The organism is Amycolatopsis sp. NPDC003676 (assembly GCF_053587275.1).
Genome location: NZ_JBSFNS010000089.1, coordinates 18,249 through 35,125, shown reverse-complemented (window position 1 = coordinate 35,125; position 16,877 = coordinate 18,249). Strand labels below are relative to the sequence as shown.

Below are 16,877 nucleotides of genomic sequence, written 5' to 3'. Positions count from 1 at the left end.
GCCCTTCACGGACCTCGGTATCGCGTCGAGGCCGGGGAAATCGCCATTTCCCCCGGACAGCCAGAAGGGCGCCGCCGGGATTCCCGGCGGCGCCCTCACCGCTGATCACACGCCGCGGCCCCCGCGGCACAGCTGCCGAAAAGAACGCTCAGGCGCTGGCCTTCTTGCGCGTCGCGCGCTTGCGAACCGGCTTGGCCGGAGCCACCGCGTCGCGCTCCTCGTAAGCCTTCACGATCTCCGCCGGGAGCCGGCCGCGGTCGGACACGGTGAAACCGTTGTTCTCGGCCCACTCGCGCATCGCCTTGTTGCGCTCGCGGTCCGCGGCGGTCGAAGCCGGCCGCGGGGCCTGCCCGGCGGCCATGCGGACCTTGCGCCCGCCGACCCGGCGCGAGGCGGCGACGTAACGGGCCAGCTCTTCCCGCAATGCGGCGGCGTTGTCTTCGGACAGATCGATCTCGTAGCTCACGCCGTCGAGACTGAACGGGACGGTCTGTTCGGCGATGCTGCCGTCGATGTCGTCAACCATCTCGACATGGACTTTTTGCGCCATGATTCGCGTTCCTTCACCTTCTACAGGATGTGCCTTCGATTACCCTATCGTGTCGAGTGACGGTCCGCGCAGCGCGACTCCATTCCGGTTCGGCGGCCGCTGCTTTCCCGGCCGGTTCCCGAACACCTTCAGTGCCCAATCCGCGACTGCGCGCACAGTTCCCGCGCACTGGAAAATTTCCAGCCTCGCGGTATTCGCACGCGGTTTCCCGCTGAGCGGACTGGAAGACCGGCCCCGGAAACGGCCGAAGGCCACCGGGTCGAAACCCGATGGCCTTCGGTGTTCTGCGCGAAACGCGAGCTAGTTCCGCCCGGTCGGCGCACCTGTCTTCGGGTCGAGCGGGAGCTTGCCCGCCTGCGGCCACCAGAAGTTGAACATGTTCCAGAGTCCGCCCGCCCGAGTGTCGAACGAGCTGTCGCCGACGCGGCCGGAGAACCAGTTGTCCTCGATGAACTTCAGCACCGAGGTCTGGTCGGTCCGGGTGTGGTCGACGTAGTTCGGCTTGCTGTAGGGCGAGATGACCAGCAGCGGCAGGCGAGGGCCGTAGCCGCAGCGGTCGGCGTACCCGCCGAGACCGGCCGGCTTGTCGGTGCAGACGGCCTGGTCCTGCGAGGCGTCCTGCGAACCGTTGACGATCTTCGAGTTCTCGTGGTCGTACCAGCCGTCCGAGTCGTCGTAGGCGAGCACGATCGCGGTCGAACGCCACTCTGGCGACTGCTGGATCTTGTTGATCTCGTCCACGACGAAATGCTGTTCGTCGAGCGGGTCGGAATAGCCCGCGTGCCCGTCCTGGTACTCCGGCGCCTTGAGGAAGCTCACCGCGGGCATCGAACCGGCCTTGAGCGAGGCGTCGAAGTCGCTCGTGTCGTACTGGTGGTTGGCCTGGTCGGTCTGCCCGATCGCCTGCGCCGAGGACGGCGGCAGGTGGTGCGGGTTCGAAGTGGACTTGTAGTACTGGAACGGCTGGTGGTGCGGGCTGTAGTCCACGGAGGACTGATTGCCGATGTTCGCGTGCTTCTGCCCGCAGACCGCGTAGCCGTTCTCGGTGCCGGTCGGCTTGAAGCCGCCTTGGAACCAGCCCCACGTGACGTGCCGGTCGTTCAGCAGGTCGCCGACGTTGCGGCCCTGCATCGCGCCGAGGTTGTCCTTGGCGGTGTGGTTCTTGTCCGAGCAGTCGTCCCACGCCGGGTCCGGGTCGTTGATCACGGTGCCGACGCCGTTCTCGTCCGGCGACGAGACGACGTACGGGTCGCTCTTCGGCTCGTGCGTGACCGGGTCGACCGCCTGGATCCCGTGCGTCTGCCCGGAGATCAGGTTGAGCGCGCCCGGGGTGGACGGGCCGAAGACGGTGTTGAACGAGTTGTCGCTCATCGAGTAGTGCTGCGCGTAGTTCCACATGCCGGTGACGGTGTTGCCGTCGTAGTAGTCCATGACCAGACCCGGCTCGCCGAACAGCACCGGCTGGCCCTTGCACTTGTCGGTCTCGGTCTTCTCGACGAACTTGTCCATCTTGCCGCCGTTGAACGCGGCCTGCTCGGCGCCGTAGCTGTGGTTCTGGTCGCAGGTGAGCGCCTGGTCCGGCCCGAGCCGCTTCGGGTTGTAAGCGTTCGGGTTGTGGGTGAGCAGCTTGTCGTCGAGGCCGTTGACCTTCGGCGTGTGCTTCGCGGCCTGGAACGGGGTGCCGTTCTCGTTGGTCGCGTTCGGGTAGGTGCCGAAGTAGTGGTCGAACGAGATGTTCTCGCCGAAGATCACCACGACGTGCTTGATCGGGGTGAGCGTGGGCAGCCACGACGCCGGCAACGGGTGCAGCGGCTGGGCCTGCGCGGACGATGCCGCGGAGCCGGTGACGATCGCGAGCACGGCCGCCGAGACGAGCGCGCCCGCACCGAGCAGGCGACGGCGCCGCCTGCCGAATGCTGTGTCCACTGAGGATTCCTCCTGGTTTCGCGGGGTGGGGATCGGGGCGCGCCTCAGGCGAGGAGCGCCCGGCCGAAGTGGTCGCTGGGACCGGTGACGCCAGGCAGCGCGAAGAAATATCCGCCGCCGAACGGGGAGATGTAGTCGACGAGCGGTTCGCCGATCAGTCGCTTCTGGACAGTCTCGAACTGGCGCTCGAGATCCTGCTGGTAGCAGGTGAAGACGAGGCCCATGTCGAGGTTGCCGTTGGCGTCCACGCCGCGGTCGTAGTTGACCGCGCGGCGCAGGATCCGCTGGTCGTCGGTTTGCGGGGTGCGCGGATTCGCCTTGCGGATATGACTGGTGAGCGGGATGACGGTGCCGATCGGATCGTCGGCGTAGCGCGGTTCGTCCTTTTCGGACGCCCCGTCCAGCGGAGCGCCGGTGTCGCGGCGGCGGCCGAACATGTTCTCCTGTTCGGCGATCGAGACCCGGTCCCAGAACTCGACCAGCATCCGGATCAGCCGGATCACCTGGTAGCTGCCGCCGGTCGTCCACGCGGGCTCGCCCGCTCCGGAAACCCACACCAGCCGGTCCATTTCGGACTCGCCCGGATTCGCGGTGCCGTCCTTGAACCCCATCAGATTGCGCGGAGTGCCGGACGGCCGCGAGGGCGAACTGAAGCCGTTGATCTTCCAGCGCAGTTGCATTCCGCCGCGGGTCGCGCGGGCGATGTCGCGCAGCGCGTGCAGCACGGTGTCGGTGTCCCCTGCGGACAGCGTGAGCGACAGGTCGCCGTGGCATTGCGGGGCGTCGAGCGCGTCGTTGGGGAACATGGTCATCGGCTTGAGCTTCTTGGGCTTGCGGTCGGCCAGCCCGTAGCGTCCGTCGAAAAGGGACGATCCGACGCCGACGATCACGCCGAGATCGCTGTGCGGCACCACCGGGCCGAGCACCCCGGAGTCAGCGGGCGGCGCGGTAATCCCGAGCGCGGCCGGAGCACCGCCGTTCGTGAGAAACCGCGCGCGGTCGGTGATTTCCTGGAACAGCTGGGTCAATTCCGCGCGGTTTTCGGCGACCACGTCGAAGGACGCGACGATGCTTTGCGCCGGAGGCTGGCGGAGAATCGCGGCCTGTTTGGGGCCGTGGAACGCAACCGTGGCAGGCGATTCTTCGCTCGCGCTGGCTGTCACTCCGATTCCGGCAGCCGCGGTGATCCCCGCGCCCACGACGGTGCGCCGCAGGAAGGACCGACGGGAGGATTCTGTCGTCACGAGGTCCTCCTCGGCTCCGCGATGGCGGCGATCGGAGCGAGCAGCTCGGTCAATTCGCTGACGTCAGCGTTGAGCTTCTGCCGGCGCGGCGCGGACAGCTGGTTCACCGGCGTCCACGAGTTGTCCGGCTTCTTGGCGCTGTCGAGGGTGCTTTCGGTGCGCTTCATCCAGCTGTCCACCTTGGACAGTGCCGGATAGCGCGGGGCGAGCACCGGACGCAGCACGTCGAGGACCGCTTGAGTCCCGTCGAGATTCGCCCGTGCGGTGGCGAGGTTGGTGCCGCTGCCGTAATCGGTGCGGGCGGTCAGTTCGAATTGCAGGGTGTTCTCCACGATCTCGTGCGCGCGCAGGCCGAGGTCGTTCGGGTCGACCTGACTGTCCGCAAAGGACTTCCGGAGCTTCTGCACGTCGCTGTCCAGCTGATCGGCCACCGGAGCGAGGGCGGCGAGATCTTCGTTGTGCCACAAGCCGGATTCGATCCGGTGGAATCCGGTGAAGTCCGGGCTCTTGACTCCGTCGGGCAGTCCGTCGGCGGTGCCGTTGATGGCTTTGTCCGAGTCGCCGAAGGCGTTGTAGGCCGCGCCGAGCCGTTCGTAGTCGAGATGCGCGACAAGCCAAGCACTCTGGCTCGCACCGCGATCGTTGCTCCGAATGGCGTCCTTCAGCTTGCCGACATCGGCGGCCAGTTGGCCGAGCCCTTGTGCCACATGGGCTTGATAGGACTTCAACGGCCCGAGCAGATCATTCTGCGTCACCGGCGCGACACCGGGACCGCGCTCGGCACCACCGCTCACCGTGACGGTCGGCCCCACGATCGCCGAGGAATCCTCAGGGAGACAACGGAATGCGTAGGTTCCGTTGCCAAGCGTGACCTGCATGGATCGAACAGTTCCGCTGCCGAGCCCTTCGACCTCGCCGTAAACCACACCGGTCGCCGGGTCGATCAAATCCACCTCGGCGGTCACGGTTCCCGTGTTGTGCAGGCGAAAGGTCTGCACCCCGGCTTGCGGATCCGCCCAGCCCTGCCCGCAGGCCGACCGGGAGATCTGGATCTCCGGATCCTGCGCCGAAGCCCCGTCCGGCCAGACCGCGAACGCGATCCCCGCCGCCACGACCGCAATCGCGACCCCACCGCCGATCCAGCGGGCGCGCACAGACCCCGGCACTTTTTCCTCCTGCCACACGTTCGGACTACCGGGACGGAATTATGCGTGCGGAAAGTGAAGAAACCCTGGTCGAGAACGTCGCCCACCCGGGAATTCACCAGGACTTCAACCAGGGAACGGAAGAAGCCGGACATAGCCGCCAAATAGTGTGGTAATGGGCTGCCCGATTCGCCGGGTATGACACTTTCGCTCACCACGCCCGCGCAAGGGAGGTCTCCCAGTGCCGGTATCGCCAGGGTCTCCCCGAAGTCCGGGAATCCCGCGAACCTGGGTCAGCACTTGCTTCCACGACAAAGGGAACCCATGACGACCACTCACGCAGGCCTGTTCGATCTGAGCGGGAAGTCCGCGCTTGTCACCGGCGGCACCAGGGGCATCGGAATGATGATCGCGCGCGGCCTTCTGCGGGCGGGTGCTCGCGTCATCGTCAGCTCGCGCAAGGCGGACGCGTGCGCGGAGGCACAGCGGCTGCTGTCCGAATTCGGCGACGTTCAAGCAATCCCCGCCGACCTGTCCCGCCGCGACGAGTGCCAGCGCCTCGCCGAACTGGTCACGGCCGATTCGGGACGGCTGGACGTCCTCGTCAACAACGCGGGAGCGATGTGGCGCGAGCCACTGGAGACATTCCCGGCCGAGGCCTGGGACGCGGTGCTCGACGTCAATCTCAAATCGCCGTTCTGGCTGGTACAGGCGCTGCTGCCCGCGCTGCGCAGGGCGGGCACCGCCGATGATCCCGCGCGGATCATCAACATCGGCAGCATCGCCGCGATCCACGTCGCGGCGGCGCCGAACTACTCGTACGCCAGCAGCAAAGCGGCGCTCCATCAACTCACCCGGGTGCTTGCCAGGGAACTGGGCCCCGAGCACGTCACGGTGAACGCGGTCGCCCCCGGAGTGTTCCCGTCGCAGATGATGGCGGCCACGATCGACGCCATCGGCGACACGATCGCGGCGAAGACCCCGCTGCGCCGCCTCGGCCGCGACGACGACATGGCAGGTGTCGCCGTCTTCCTCGCCAGCCGGGCCGGGTCTTACCTGACGGGTGCCGTCGTCCCGGTCGACGGTGGCACCGCCACGACCGCCTCGGGCACCTGAGTCTCCATGCGAGGGACTTAAGGCGGCGTTATGGGTGCGGGCCGGGCCGACGCGGGCGGCGGCGGGAGCGGGGTTCGTGAGGGGAACCCTGAAGGAATCAGAGTCCCTCAGGGTTCCCCTCACGGCCTTGCGGAGACGGCGGCCTTTGCTTCTTTGCGGATGGTCGGCGGGCTGAGACCGCCCGGCTGAAGTCTCGTGCGGGGTACCGGCAGGGCCTCCCTCCGCCTGCGGGCAGGGCTTACGGTGAAGGGGTGGCCACGATCGATCTGCGCACTGAGATCAAGGAGTTCCTGAGGTCGCGTCGCGCGCGGATCACGCCCGAGCAGGCCGGACTGCCTGCCTATGGCGGCAATCGCCGGGTCAAGGGCCTGCGTCGCGAAGAGGTCGCGCTACTGGCCGGAGTGTCGGTGGACTACTACGTGCGCATGGAGCGCGGCAGCCTCGCCGGCGCCTCCGACGGGGTGCTCGACGCGCTGGCCTCCGCCTTGCACCTTGACGAGGCCGAGCGCGACCACCTCTTCCACCTTGCCCGGCAGTCCAGCGGCGGTCCGCGCCGTCGGCGACCCGCCGCGACGGTGCGTCCGGCGCTGCAGCAGGTGCTCGCCGCCATCACAGACGCCCCGGCGTGGATCTGCAACGGCCGTTACGACGTGCTGGCCACGAATCGCCTTGCCCGCGCGCTGTATTCCCCGGTGCTGGCCGACCCGCGACGCCCGGCGAACACCGCGCGATTCGTGTACCTGGATCCCGACGCGGCACGAACGTTCTTCGTCGACTACGACCGGGTCGCCCGCGATGTGGCCGCGAAGCTCCGCATGGAAGCCGGGCGCAACCCGCACGACGAGGACCTGATCGCCCTGGTCGGCGAGCTGTCGACGCGCAGCGAACTGTTCCGGCAGCAGTGGGCGTCCCAGGACGTCCGGCTCCACCGGTCCGGACGCAAACGCCTGCACCATCCCGTCGTGGGCCAACTGGACCTGGACGTCGAGTCGATGGACCTGCCTTCCGAACCCGGGCTGATCCTGAACGTCTACACCGCCGCCACCGGCACACCGACCGCGGACGGCTTGGCCCTCCTGGCGTCGTGGGCGGCCAGCCAGGAGGAACTGACGACCGGCGGATAAACCGGCGCCCCTCAGCGCGGATTCCCGCTAGCGTGAAGCAGTTCGCACGAAGGGCGGGAAGCATGAACCACACCGAGCTAACCGAACGTTTCGCTACCCTGACCACCGCCCACCTGGCCGACGGCTGCCTGCGCGCCCGCCTGTCCGTCCGGTGCGCGCCAGCCGGAACCCGGGCAGTGATCCCAGGACTCAAGCTTGCCGGACGGGTGCTGCCCGCCCGCCACTCCGGCAGCGTGGACGTCTTCCTGGAAGCCCTCACTTCCGCACAACCCGGCGATGTCCTGGTAGTGGACAACCTAGGTCGCCTAGACGAGAGCTGCGTCGGCGACCTCATCACCGCCGAAGTCGCCACGGCTGGGCTAAGCGGGATTGTCATTTGGGGCCTGCACCGCGACACCGCCGAACTACGCGAAATCGGCCTCCCGGTCTACAGCCTTGGCTCCCTCTCCACCGGCCCGCTGCACCTCAACGACCGCGCCGCCAACGCCCTGGAATCCGCCACCGTCGGCAAATGGACGGTCACCAGCGACGACCTGGTCTTCGGCGACGACGACGGCGTTCTCTTCATCCCGGCCGCCCAGGCCGATGACGTGTTCCGGCTCGCTGAATCCATTCGCGACACCGAGCATCGCCAGGCAGCGAAGATCCGTGACGGGGTTACTCTGCGCGAACAGGTCCGGTTCAGCGAATTCCTGGCCCAGCGGGAAAGCGACCCTTCCTACACGTTCCGGCAGCATCTTCGTGCGAAAGACAGCGCTATTGAGGAATAGGAAAACCGCCTTGCCGCAGCCGGAGAACGCGGACACCTGAGCATTACCGCAATCGCAGTGAACCTAAGTCTCACCGGCACCGGCTGGGTGAACGGCCAAATCCTCATCGCCAACGGAGGCACAGCATGAACGACAAGCAGCTCGCCTACGTCCTGGTCCCCCGAGGCGAAACCATCCTCCTGATCCGCCGCGCCCCCGAGACTTTCCTAGGCGGGCATTGGGAATTCCCCGGCGGCACCGTCGAACCCGGCGAAGCCCCGGAGACCACCGCGGTGCGGGAGGTCGCCGAGGAAACCGGGTTGCGGGTACGGCTCGCCAGGGAACGGGCCCGCCAATCGTGGCCGGACCGCACCGGCAAACCGTTCACCGTGCACGCCTCCTACTACGACGCGCGTCCGGACTTCCTCGGCGACCTTCAGCTCAACCCGGCCGAACACGACGACCACCGCTGGCTGACCCCCGCGGACGCGGCCGGACTCCCCCTGTCCGACCACGTCAGGCAGGTACTGCTCGGCTGAAATCCCGAGCCAGCTGAGCGGCCCGGCGCCGCAGCAACGCACGCGCATCGGCCACGCACCGATACTCGTCCGGCTCGACATCGGTCAGCGCATACACCCCAGCGAAACCCGCCGCCTGCCATTCCGGTGCGGACAACAGGCATCGGCCAGCCAACGCGACCACCGGAGTACCGCCCGCCGCCCGAAGAACACCCACCGGCGCTTTTCCGTGCAGCGACTGCGTATCCAACGATCCCTCTCCGGTGATGACGAGCCGGGCGTCGCGGGCAGCGGCCGGGAAACCCAGCAGCTCCAACAGCAATTCGATACCTGGCCGAATACGGGCGCCGAGTCCGGTGAGGACACCGAACCCGACGCCGCCTGCCGCGCCTGCGCCCGGGGTGGTGGCGTGCGCGGAGCCCAACACTTCGGCCCACCGAGTCAGCCCGCGTTCCAGCGAAGCGATTTCGGCGGGCCCGGCACCCTTCTGCGGTCCGTACACCGCGGCAGCGCCATCCACACCCAGCAACGGGTTGTCCACATCGGACGCCAGGACAATGTCCACTTCGGGCAGTCCAGAAAGATCCACTGTGGACAACTCGGCCAACGCCGCACCGCCCGGCGGAAGCGGCGCACCGGAAGCGTCGAGCAATCGCGCACCCAACGCCGTCAGCAATCCGGCTCCGCCATCGGTACAAGCGCTGCCACCGACGCCGAGCACGATCTGCGTCGCACCGGCGGCAAGGGCGGCCGCGATCAGCTCGCCCGTGCCGTAACTCGACGCAGTAAGCGGTTCCAACCGGCCGCCGGGAAGCCGGTGCAGGCCGGACGCCTCCGCCAGCTCCACCACGGCGACCGTCTCGCGCAGGGCGTAGTACGCGGTGATCCGACGGCCGGTCGGGCCGGAAACCCGCACCGGCACCCGCTGGAACCCGGCGGCGACAGCGGCGGCGACGGTTCCGTCACCGCCGTCCGCCACTGGCAGCTGCCGCACCGGTTCACCGGGCGCGACCTCGGCGAACGCCGCGGCGACCACCTCCGCGACCTCCGCCGCGGTGAGCGAGCCCTTGAACTTGTCCGGAGCCACTAAAACCGTCACGCCGCGGCCTTGAACGCGCGCCAGTCCCCGATTTCCGTGATGTCCCGCAGCTGCACGTGCGAGGTCTGCGGCCGCCGCAGCAGCATCGCGAACGCCGAACTGCCGTCGGCCAGTTCGATCACGCCCAGCTCCAGCTCCGGCGGTTCGGACGGGAGCACGCGGTCGCGCAACTGGTCCAGCGTGAGGTCGTAGACCTCGCCGGAGATCGCCGCGCCGCCGTGCGCTACCGGGACCAGTGCCGGGCATTGCCCGCCTACCGAGTAGAACCGGTACTTCGCGGCGGTGGTCGTTTCGGCCACCAGTGGAGCGCCGTCGAGCAGGTGGTGCAGGGGTTCGCCGCGCATCGCGCCGCCGTTGAGGAACATCAGAGGCATTTGTCGGTCCCTTTCTCTTAGAGGATCGCCTTCACCACGTCGATTCCGAAATAGACGGTGAACACGAGCGCGAGCACAGTGAGGATCCACCCTGCTTCACGCCACTTCCCGCGGAAGGTCTTGATCAGCACGAACGCGATGAGGCCCGCGCCGACGCCGTTGGTGATGGAGTAGGTGAACGGAATGAGCGCGACCGTCAGGAACACCGGGATCGTGTAATCCGGGTCGTTCCACGGGATATTGCGGCACTGCGCCACCATCATCCCGCCGATCACCACGAGCGCGGGCGCGGCGGCCTGCGCCGGGACGATGCCCGCGATCGGCGTGAACAGCAGGGTCGCCCCGAACAACAGTCCGGTCACGACACTCGCCAGCCCGGTCCGCGCGCCCTCCCCGACGCCGGCCGCGGACTCCAGGAACACGGTGTTCGGCGACGAGCCGGACATCCCGCCCGCGATCGCGCCTGCCCCGTCCACGAACAGGATCCGGCCCATCCGCGGCACCCGGCCGTTCTTCGACAGCCCGGCTTCGGCGGACACGCTGGTGATGGTGCCCATCGCGTCGAAGAAGCCGGACAGCACCAGGGTGAACAGGAAGATCGTCGCGGTCAGCGCACCCGCTTTGGCAAATCCGCCGAACAGGTCGACGTGGCCGAGCAGCCCGAAATCGGGAGCCGCCACCACGGAATGCGGCAGCGTCGGCGTCGTCAACCCCCAGTCGCCGACGCCGAATCCGTCGTGCAGCACCACCGCGAGCACGGTGGCGGCGGCGATGCTGATCAGCACCGCGCCGGGCACCTTCCGCGACATCAGCACAGTCATCAGCAACAGGCCGAAGCAGAACACCGCGAGCGGCAGGCCGGACAGATGCCCGTCGGTCCCGAGCCGCACCGGGACGGTCGTGTGCGCGGAGTCCGGAATACGCGTCACGAATCCGGCGCTCACCAATCCGACAAGCGCGATGTAGAGGCCGATGCCGACGGTGATCGCGGTTTTCAGCGGTCCGGGAATCGCGTTCATGATGCGTTCCCGGACGCCGCTGACCGCCATCAGCACAATGCAGACGCCTTCCAAGACAACCAGTCCGAAGGCCTGCGCCCACGTCATCGACGGGGCCATCTGGAACGCGACGATGCCGTTGATGCCGAGACCGGCGGCGAGCGCGAGCGGTGCGTTGCCGACGAGTCCCATGAGGACAGTCATCACGGCGGCGGCGAGCGCGGTCGCCGTGGTCACTTGCGCGGCGCTGAGTTTCGCGCCGGTGATGTCGGCGGAAGCGCCGAGGATGAGCGGGTTGAGCAAAACGATGTAGGCCATCGCGACGAAGGTGGTGATGCCGCCGCGTACCTCTCGACCTACGCTGGTGTTGCGCGCGCGTATTTCGAACAGGCGCTCCACAATGGACTTGCGCTGCGGTCCGGGAGCCGAGGTCACCGCTTCGTCGAGGCGTACCTGGGTCATGCGTCCTCCCCTTGCCGGTGGGTGTGCCGCACCGCACCCCTGGCACACGCAAGGGGCGGGACGGCGGGACGTTTGCGTTTTTCTGGTGCTCCGGTCAGCACCGGGATGGTGGCCCGGTGGGGTGGGGCGGTGGACGCTGAAGCCGATTCTGACCGGCATTCAGCACTCGCCGAGGCTCAGTACTCGATCCGGTCGGATCGGCCGAGCCAGGCGGAAAACGGGGCGAAAGCGTCCGGTGTGGACACTCGCGAAACGGGGGTTTGCCACGTTTCGCGCGGGTGCTCGAACAGTTCGTAGAACGCCCGGTCGTCGAATCCGGCGCGGGCGGCGTCGTGCCGGTCGGCCGCGTACAGCACGCGGTCCACGCGCGCCCACAGCGACGACGCGAGGCACATCGGGCACGGCTCGCACGAGGAAACCAGCACGCAGCCGGCCAGGCTGAACGTGTCCAGCGCCTGGCAGGCCGCGCGGATCGCGACCACCTCGGCGTGCGCGGTCGGGTCGAGCGACGGGGTGACGCGGTTGACGCCGGTCGCGACGATCTCGCCGTCCTTCACCACCAGCGCGCCGAACGGGCCGCCGCCGTCGGCGACGTTCTTCTCGGCGATCCGCACGCATTCGGCGAGCCAGGCGCGTTCGACGTCGGCATCGATGGACACGGTCATAACGGTAGCGCTCCCAACAGTTCGGAGGTCGGATTGCTCAGGACCAGGCCGGGCCGGCCGGCGGGGCGTCGTCGCGCAGGACGGTGCCCTCGATCAGGCCGTAGGGCCGATCAGCGGCGTAGAACACCTCGCCGGGGTTGTCGAGGCCGAACGGCTCGAGGTCGACGAGGAAGTGGTGCTTGTTCGGCAGTGCGAAGCGGATCTCCGCGATCTCCGGGACGGCCTCCAGCACCGCCTGCCCCATCGCGTACAGCGTCTGCTGCAGGGACTGGCTGTGCGTGCCGCCGAACGCGTCGAGCAGCGTGGCGAGCGCGGTCTCGTGCGCCTTCGCCCAGTCGGCTTCCTCCACGGAGTACCGCCAGGTCGCGGACACCGCGGTGGCGAGGATCCGGTCCTTCACCTCGACGAGCGTCGTGTACTCGTCGCGCGGGAAGCCCCAGAATTCGGAGCCGGTGGAGTTGAGGACGGTCAGGTCTTCCACCCCGCCGAGCACCCAGGCCCGCTCGCCGTCGTAGGTGACGCGCGTGGTCCGCGTGCCCGCGCCGGAACGCGCGAACGAGTGGTGCGCCGGCCGTCCGCCGACCTGCAGCCGTTCCCACGGATGAGCCACGATCCCGACGCGCGCGGCGTGGATGCTCTCCTGCGTGGACACGAAGTGCCTGGCCAGCCGCAGTGCGAAGTCCTCGATCTCGCCGATGCCGTCGCGGGCGAAGGCGAAGACGGTGTTCTTCTGCGTGTCGGTGGCCAGCACCTTGTCGTTGGCCCCGGTCAGGTGGGTGTCGCTCATGTCGCCCGACAGCGACACGCTCACGGTGAGGTCGGTGATCCGGTGCTCGTCACCGTCCCGGTCGACGCGGACCAGCCGGTTTTCGGCCTTCCCGTAGCGGTTGTCGCCAAGAACGATCGCCATTGTCATCCCTTCCGTTTCGCTCGCCGAGTGAGTACACCCGCCGCGGCGTGGCACGGGCCACGGCAGATCCGCCGAAAGCGGCGAGCGCGAACGGCCGGTTTTTCGTAGTTTCCGCCAAACCCCTCTGGTGTGCGGTACTGATGGGCGGAAGGAGGCGCGCATGCGGCTGGGTGCACTGCTCGACACCCCGGAGCTGGGGTTGCGGCTGCTGGCGGGCGAGAAGGCGCGCGACCGCGAGTTCGGCCGCGTCTTCCAGGCGACCCTGCAGGATCCGACGCGGTACCTCGACGGCGGCGAGATCGTGCTGTGCGGAATGCGCTGGCTGCCGGGGCCTTCGGACGCGGACGCGTTCGTCGGCAAGCTCGCCGCCGCGGGCGTCACCGCGCTCGGAGCGGGCACCGCCGAGGTCGGCGGCCCGGTGCCGGACTACCTCGTCGCCGCCTGCGAGCGCGTCGGCCTGCCGTTGTTCGAGGTGCCGGTGTCGGTTTCGTTCGCGACCGTCGCCGAGCGGGTGATCCTGGGCCTGGCGGCGGAACGCTCAGCGCCCGCCCGCGATTCGCACCGGCGGCTGGTGGCCGCGGTGACCTCCGGCCGCGGGCTGTCCGCGCTGGTCGAAGCCGGTGCGGAGGAGCTGGAAACCGGCTGCGTCGTGCTGAGCGCGACCGGGCAGCAGCTGGCGGGCGGACCCGAACTGCCCACCGCGCGGCGCACCGCGCTGGCCCGCCGCTTCCTGCGCGCCGAACGGCTGCCGTGCCAGGACGGTCCGGTCACGCTGCTCGGCGCGGCCGGTCGCTCCGGGCACCGGATCGCGAGCTGGTTCCTGGTGGTGGACGGCGATCCGGCGCAGTGGCCGTCCGCGCGCCGCGAGCTGGCGCAGGAGCTCGCCGCGCTGGTCGGGCTCGAACGGTCCCGGGTGGACGAGGCCCGGCGGATCGAGAACCGGGCGGCCGAACCGCTGCTGCGGCTGGTGCTCTCCGACGACGCCGCACCGGGCGAGCTGACCTCCCGGCTGGCCGCCGCCGGATTCGCGCCGCAGGAACCGGTGGCGACGCTGTCCGCCGAGGTCCGCGGCGGCGGGCCGGGACTGGCGCAGGTGCTGGTGGAGGAACTGCTTTCGACCACCGGGCAGCCAGTGCTGGCGGCGACTGTCGACGGCGAGACGTTCGGCCTCTTCTCCTCGCGCGACACCGAGACGTTGCGGGAAGCGGTGCACACCATCGAACCCGCGCTCGGGTCCGCGCGGTTGACGCTCGGCCTCAGCCGCGCCGCGGACGCCGCCGGTCTGCGCGCCGGCGTGCAGGAAGCCCGGCACGCGCGCACACTGGCGGCGTTGACGCCGGGCCGCGCGACGGTGCTGTCCGGCGACGAAGTGGCGTCCCATTTGCTGCTGCTCGCCGCCGTTCCGGAAGACTTGCGCCGCACGTTCGGCGAAAAAGTACTGGGGCCGGTACTCGCGTACGACGCCGCACACGGTTCCGAATTGATAACGACACTCAAGGCGTTCCTGGAACATTCGGGATCTTGGACACAGACTTCGGCCACGCTCCACTTGCACGTGAACACCCTGCGATACCGGATCACCCGGATCGGGGAACTCACCGGACGCGATCCGAGCCGGTTCGCCGACCGCGTGGATCTTTATCTGGCCGGCTGCTTCACGCAGAACTGGGGGTGGTCTTGACCATCCGTCCGGAATGTCCTGCGGAAACGCCGCAGACCCTGATTTTCCGTACCCCGTAACGGAAATCCAAACAGTACGCTTATCCGTAAAGAATTATTGGGAATACTTGACCATTCGATGAAGCACGACGGCACTCGGGAGGAGGATGCACCATCCGACCGAGCGTCCTACCCTGAGGTCATGTACATCGCATTGCTGTCCTACACAGCACCTCGAAACGAAGTCGACTACGCACTGGCCGAACACGCGGACTGGCTGCGAAGCCACTTCGCGCACGGATTGTTCCTCGTTTCCGGAAAAGGAAACGAGGACGCGGACCAGGTCATCATCTCCCGCCCGTGCCTGCGCGGCAAGCTCGACGCCGTGCTCGCCACCGACCCGCTCGTACTGCAACGCCTCGCGCATTACCGCGTGATCGAATTCTCCGCCACCCGCACCGCTGATGAGTTCCTGACCGTCAACGAGGCGCTCGCCTCCTGATCGCACCGCTTCGCGCAGATCGACGAACGCCCGGACGCAGGTGGCCTCCGGACCGCTCCGCCCGCCACCTGCCGGACGTACTCCCGCCGCGAACTCGCCTATGATCACGCGAGATCTTTCGTTCCGGCCCGGGAGACCGCATGCATACGCCCGACCTCGTGTTCCGAGGCCGTCGCCTCACCAGTGACCGCGCCCTGGTGATGGCCATCATCAACCGCACTCCCGACTCGTTCTACGACAACGGTGCGACCTTCGAAGAAGCCCCCGCGCAAGCGGCCATCCGCCGCGCGCACGCCGAGGGCGCCGACCTGATCGACATCGGCGGCGTGCCTGCGGGCAAGGGTCCCGAGGTCACCGCGGCGGAGGAGATCCGCCGCGTCGTGCCGACAGTCGAATGGGCCCGCGAGCACTTCCCCGAGCTGGTCATCAGCGTGGACACTTACCGAGCCGAGGTCGCCGACGCCGTCTGCCGCGCGGGCGCGGACCTGGTCAACGACAACTGGGCCGCGATCGAGCCCGAGATCCTCGACGTCGCCGCCGAACACGGCGCGGGCTACATCTGCTCGCACACCAACGGTCTCGTGCCGCGCACCGAAGCCGTCCGGCCGGTGTACGACGACGTGGTGGCCGCCGTGGTCGAAGGCACGACCGCGCTGGCCGAGCGCGCGCTCGCCGCGGGCGTGCCGCGCGAGGGCATCATGATCGACCCCTGCATCGATTTCGGGAAGAACTCCTACCAGTCGCTCGAGCTGTTGCGGCACGTCGACGCGCTGGTCGCGACCGGCTGGCCGGTGCTGATGGCGCTGTCGAACAAGGACGTGATCGGCGAAACGCTGGACCTCCCGGTCGGCGAAAGAGTCATCGGCACGCTCGCCGCCACCGCGGTGTCCGCGCTGCACGGCGCGGCGATGTTCCGCGCGCACCAGGTCCGCGAGACGCGGCAGGTCGCGGAGATGGTGGCCAGCATCATCGGCACCCGGCCGCCGGCGAACGTTGTACGGTCGGTCTGATGCGCGAAGTCTTTCCCGGAAACTCAGACCGCACCGAGGCCGACGTCGAGCAGCTCTACGTCTATCCGGACGTGCCGAAGTGGCTCGCGGTGAACTTCGTGTCGAGCGCCGACGGCGGGATCACCATCGAAGGCCGCTCGGGCGGGCTGTCGACGCCCGCGGACCGCATCGTCTACCGGCTGGGCAACGACCTCGCCGACGTCGTGCTGGTCGGCGCGGGCACCGCGCAGGCCGAGGGCTTTGAGGGCCTGCGGCCGGACGAGAAGACCGCGGAGCGGCGGCGCAGGCACGGGCTGGCCCCGATCGCGCCGATCGCCGTGGTCAGCACCGGTCGTTCGCTGCCGCCGGACGCGCCGGTGATCACCAAGGCCCTGGTGCCGACGATCGTCATCACGAGCGCGGCGACCGACCCGGAACTGCGCGCGGCGTGGGCGTCCGCTGGGGCGGATGTCCTGGTCGCTGGGACAGGCGACCCGACGCTGCACGAGGCCACCGGCGACCCGGCCCTGCACGCCGACCCGGACGACCAGCGCCCGCGCCCCCGCCACGGCGACGTAGACCTGCGCGCGGCCGTGGACGAACTGGCCCGGCGAGGCCTCCGCCGCATCGACTGTGAGGGCGGCCCGCACCTGTTCGCCTCGCTGCTCGCTGCGGGCGTGGTCGACGAACTGCGCCTGACCGTCGCGCCGATTCTCATCGCCGGAGACGCACCGCGCGTCGCGATGGGTGCCGCCATCGACCCCCAGCAACTCGAATTAATGTCCGCGCTCGTAGACGACAACTCAGTACTCTTGCGGTATCGCGTCCACTGACCCGGGGAGGGATC

Annotated in this window: 17 protein-coding genes; 8 read left to right on the top strand and 9 right to left on the bottom strand. The window is 68.6% G+C overall.

Annotated elements, in window-relative coordinates; translation table 11 throughout:
• Positions 1-148 precede the first annotated feature (148 nt).
• The 4 genes from ACWDNU_RS34485 to ACWDNU_RS34470 all read right to left on the bottom strand — a co-directional run bounded on the left by ACWDNU_RS34485 (position 149) and on the right by ACWDNU_RS34470 (position 4,886).
• The gene (locus tag ACWDNU_RS34485; protein ID WP_449671941.1) at positions 149-550 is read right to left on the bottom strand and encodes a histone-like nucleoid-structuring protein Lsr2; all 402 of its coding nucleotides are present in this window, start codon (positions 548-550) and stop codon (positions 149-151) included.
• A 300-nt stretch (positions 551-850) separates the two neighbouring features.
• Complete coding sequence (locus ACWDNU_RS34480) at positions 851-2,476, bottom strand: phospholipase C (RefSeq protein ID WP_449671940.1); 1,626 nt, start codon at positions 2,474-2,476, stop codon at positions 851-853.
• A gap of 44 nt (positions 2,477-2,520) precedes the next feature.
• Positions 2,521-3,720: a Dyp-type peroxidase gene (locus ACWDNU_RS34475; protein ID WP_370934780.1), complete on the bottom strand. Its 1,200-nt coding sequence runs from the start codon at positions 3,718-3,720 to the stop codon at positions 2,521-2,523.
• Positions 3,717-4,886, bottom strand: coding sequence for an EfeM/EfeO family lipoprotein (locus ACWDNU_RS34470; RefSeq protein WP_370934779.1), 1,170 nt, complete (start codon positions 4,884-4,886; stop codon positions 3,717-3,719). Before ACWDNU_RS34470 ends, ACWDNU_RS34475 begins: the two co-directional genes overlap by 4 nt.
• A gap of 303 nt (positions 4,887-5,189) precedes the next feature.
• On the opposite strand from ACWDNU_RS34470, the gene ACWDNU_RS34465 reads away from it, so the two are divergent.
• From ACWDNU_RS34465 to ACWDNU_RS34450, 4 genes are all read left to right on the top strand, one after another.
• Positions 5,190-5,981 carry an SDR family oxidoreductase gene (locus tag ACWDNU_RS34465; protein ID WP_449671939.1) on the top strand — a complete coding sequence of 264 codons (792 nt, stop codon included), beginning with the start codon at positions 5,190-5,192 and terminating at the stop codon, positions 5,979-5,981.
• 251 nt (positions 5,982-6,232) lie between these two features.
• Entirely contained in the window at positions 6,233-7,105 is an 873-nt protein-coding gene (locus ACWDNU_RS34460; RefSeq protein WP_370934777.1) for a helix-turn-helix transcriptional regulator, read from the top strand.
• A gap of 62 nt (positions 7,106-7,167) precedes the next feature.
• Positions 7,168-7,875, top strand: coding sequence for an RraA family protein (locus ACWDNU_RS34455; RefSeq protein WP_449671938.1), 708 nt, complete (start codon positions 7,168-7,170; stop codon positions 7,873-7,875).
• Positions 7,876-8,000: 125 nt separating this feature from the next.
• The gene (locus ACWDNU_RS34450; RefSeq protein WP_449671937.1) at positions 8,001-8,393 is read left to right on the top strand and encodes an NUDIX hydrolase; all 393 of its coding nucleotides are present in this window, start codon (positions 8,001-8,003) and stop codon (positions 8,391-8,393) included.
• Here ACWDNU_RS34450 and ACWDNU_RS34445 read toward each other — a convergent pair.
• The 5 genes from ACWDNU_RS34445 to pucL all read right to left on the bottom strand — a co-directional run bounded on the left by ACWDNU_RS34445 (position 8,371) and on the right by pucL (position 12,880).
• A complete protein-coding gene (locus ACWDNU_RS34445; protein WP_449671936.1) occupies positions 8,371-9,471 on the bottom strand; it encodes a glycerate kinase in 1,101 nt (366 codons plus the stop codon). The genes ACWDNU_RS34450 and ACWDNU_RS34445 overlap by 23 nt on opposite strands.
• Positions 9,468-9,845 (bottom strand): allophanate hydrolase-related protein, encoded by a 378-nt coding sequence (locus ACWDNU_RS34440; protein ID WP_009082380.1) that lies wholly within the window; start codon positions 9,843-9,845, stop codon positions 9,468-9,470. Before ACWDNU_RS34440 ends, ACWDNU_RS34445 begins: the two co-directional genes overlap by 4 nt.
• A gap of 17 nt (positions 9,846-9,862) precedes the next feature.
• Positions 9,863-11,305 (bottom strand): NCS2 family permease, encoded by a 1,443-nt coding sequence (locus ACWDNU_RS34435; protein WP_344271806.1) that lies wholly within the window; start codon positions 11,303-11,305, stop codon positions 9,863-9,865.
• A gap of 176 nt (positions 11,306-11,481) precedes the next feature.
• Positions 11,482-11,970, bottom strand: coding sequence for a nucleoside deaminase (locus tag ACWDNU_RS34430; RefSeq protein ID WP_370934772.1), 489 nt, complete (start codon positions 11,968-11,970; stop codon positions 11,482-11,484).
• 37 nt (positions 11,971-12,007) lie between these two features.
• A complete protein-coding gene (pucL, locus tag ACWDNU_RS34425) occupies positions 12,008-12,880 on the bottom strand; it encodes a factor-independent urate hydroxylase (RefSeq protein ID WP_370934771.1) in 873 nt (290 codons plus the stop codon).
• Positions 12,881-13,040: 160 nt separating this feature from the next.
• On the opposite strand from pucL, the gene ACWDNU_RS34420 reads away from it, so the two are divergent.
• From ACWDNU_RS34420 to ACWDNU_RS34405, 4 genes are all read left to right on the top strand, one after another.
• Positions 13,041-14,561 (top strand): PucR family transcriptional regulator, encoded by a 1,521-nt coding sequence (locus ACWDNU_RS34420; protein ID WP_449671935.1) that lies wholly within the window; start codon positions 13,041-13,043, stop codon positions 14,559-14,561.
• Between the two features lie 180 nt (positions 14,562-14,741).
• Positions 14,742-15,041: a YciI family protein gene (locus ACWDNU_RS34415; RefSeq protein WP_116198492.1), complete on the top strand. Its 300-nt coding sequence runs from the start codon at positions 14,742-14,744 to the stop codon at positions 15,039-15,041.
• Between the two features lie 140 nt (positions 15,042-15,181).
• Positions 15,182-16,051, top strand: a complete 870-nt coding sequence (folP, locus tag ACWDNU_RS34410; RefSeq protein WP_370934769.1) for a dihydropteroate synthase — start codon at positions 15,182-15,184, stop codon at positions 16,049-16,051.
• Positions 16,051-16,863, top strand: coding sequence for a dihydrofolate reductase family protein (locus tag ACWDNU_RS34405; RefSeq protein ID WP_449671934.1), 813 nt, complete (start codon positions 16,051-16,053; stop codon positions 16,861-16,863). Before folP ends, ACWDNU_RS34405 begins: the two co-directional genes overlap by 1 nt.
• Positions 16,864-16,877 lie beyond the last annotated feature (14 nt).

What these genes read in the sequence shown, in the direction of transcription:
- ACWDNU_RS34420 (WP_449671935.1), top strand. Translation starts at nt 13,041, where the DNA reads ATGCGGCTGGGTGCACTGCTCGACACCCCGGAGCTGGGGTTGCGGCTG.
- ACWDNU_RS34415 (WP_116198492.1), top strand. Translation starts at nt 14,742, where the DNA reads ATGTACATCGCATTGCTGTCCTACACAGCACCTCGAAACGAAGTCGAC.
- ACWDNU_RS34405 (WP_449671934.1), top strand. Translation starts at nt 16,051, where the DNA reads ATGCGCGAAGTCTTTCCCGGAAACTCAGACCGCACCGAGGCCGACGTC.
- ACWDNU_RS34435 (WP_344271806.1), bottom strand. Translation starts at nt 11,305, where the DNA reads ATGACCCAGGTACGCCTCGACGAAGCGGTGACCTCGGCTCCCGGACCG.
- pucL (WP_370934771.1), bottom strand. Translation starts at nt 12,880, where the DNA reads ATGGCGATCGTTCTTGGCGACAACCGCTACGGGAAGGCCGAAAACCGG.
- folP (WP_370934769.1), top strand. Translation starts at nt 15,182, where the DNA reads ATGCATACGCCCGACCTCGTGTTCCGAGGCCGTCGCCTCACCAGTGAC.
- ACWDNU_RS34455 (WP_449671938.1), top strand. Translation starts at nt 7,168, where the DNA reads ATGAACCACACCGAGCTAACCGAACGTTTCGCTACCCTGACCACCGCC.
- ACWDNU_RS34430 (WP_370934772.1), bottom strand. Translation starts at nt 11,970, where the DNA reads ATGACCGTGTCCATCGATGCCGACGTCGAACGCGCCTGGCTCGCCGAA.
- ACWDNU_RS34450 (WP_449671937.1), top strand. Translation starts at nt 8,001, where the DNA reads ATGAACGACAAGCAGCTCGCCTACGTCCTGGTCCCCCGAGGCGAAACC.
- ACWDNU_RS34465 (WP_449671939.1), top strand. Translation starts at nt 5,190, where the DNA reads ATGACGACCACTCACGCAGGCCTGTTCGATCTGAGCGGGAAGTCCGCG.
- ACWDNU_RS34440 (WP_009082380.1), bottom strand. Translation starts at nt 9,845, where the DNA reads ATGCCTCTGATGTTCCTCAACGGCGGCGCGATGCGCGGCGAACCCCTG.
- ACWDNU_RS34485 (WP_449671941.1), bottom strand. Translation starts at nt 550, where the DNA reads ATGGCGCAAAAAGTCCATGTCGAGATGGTTGACGACATCGACGGCAGC.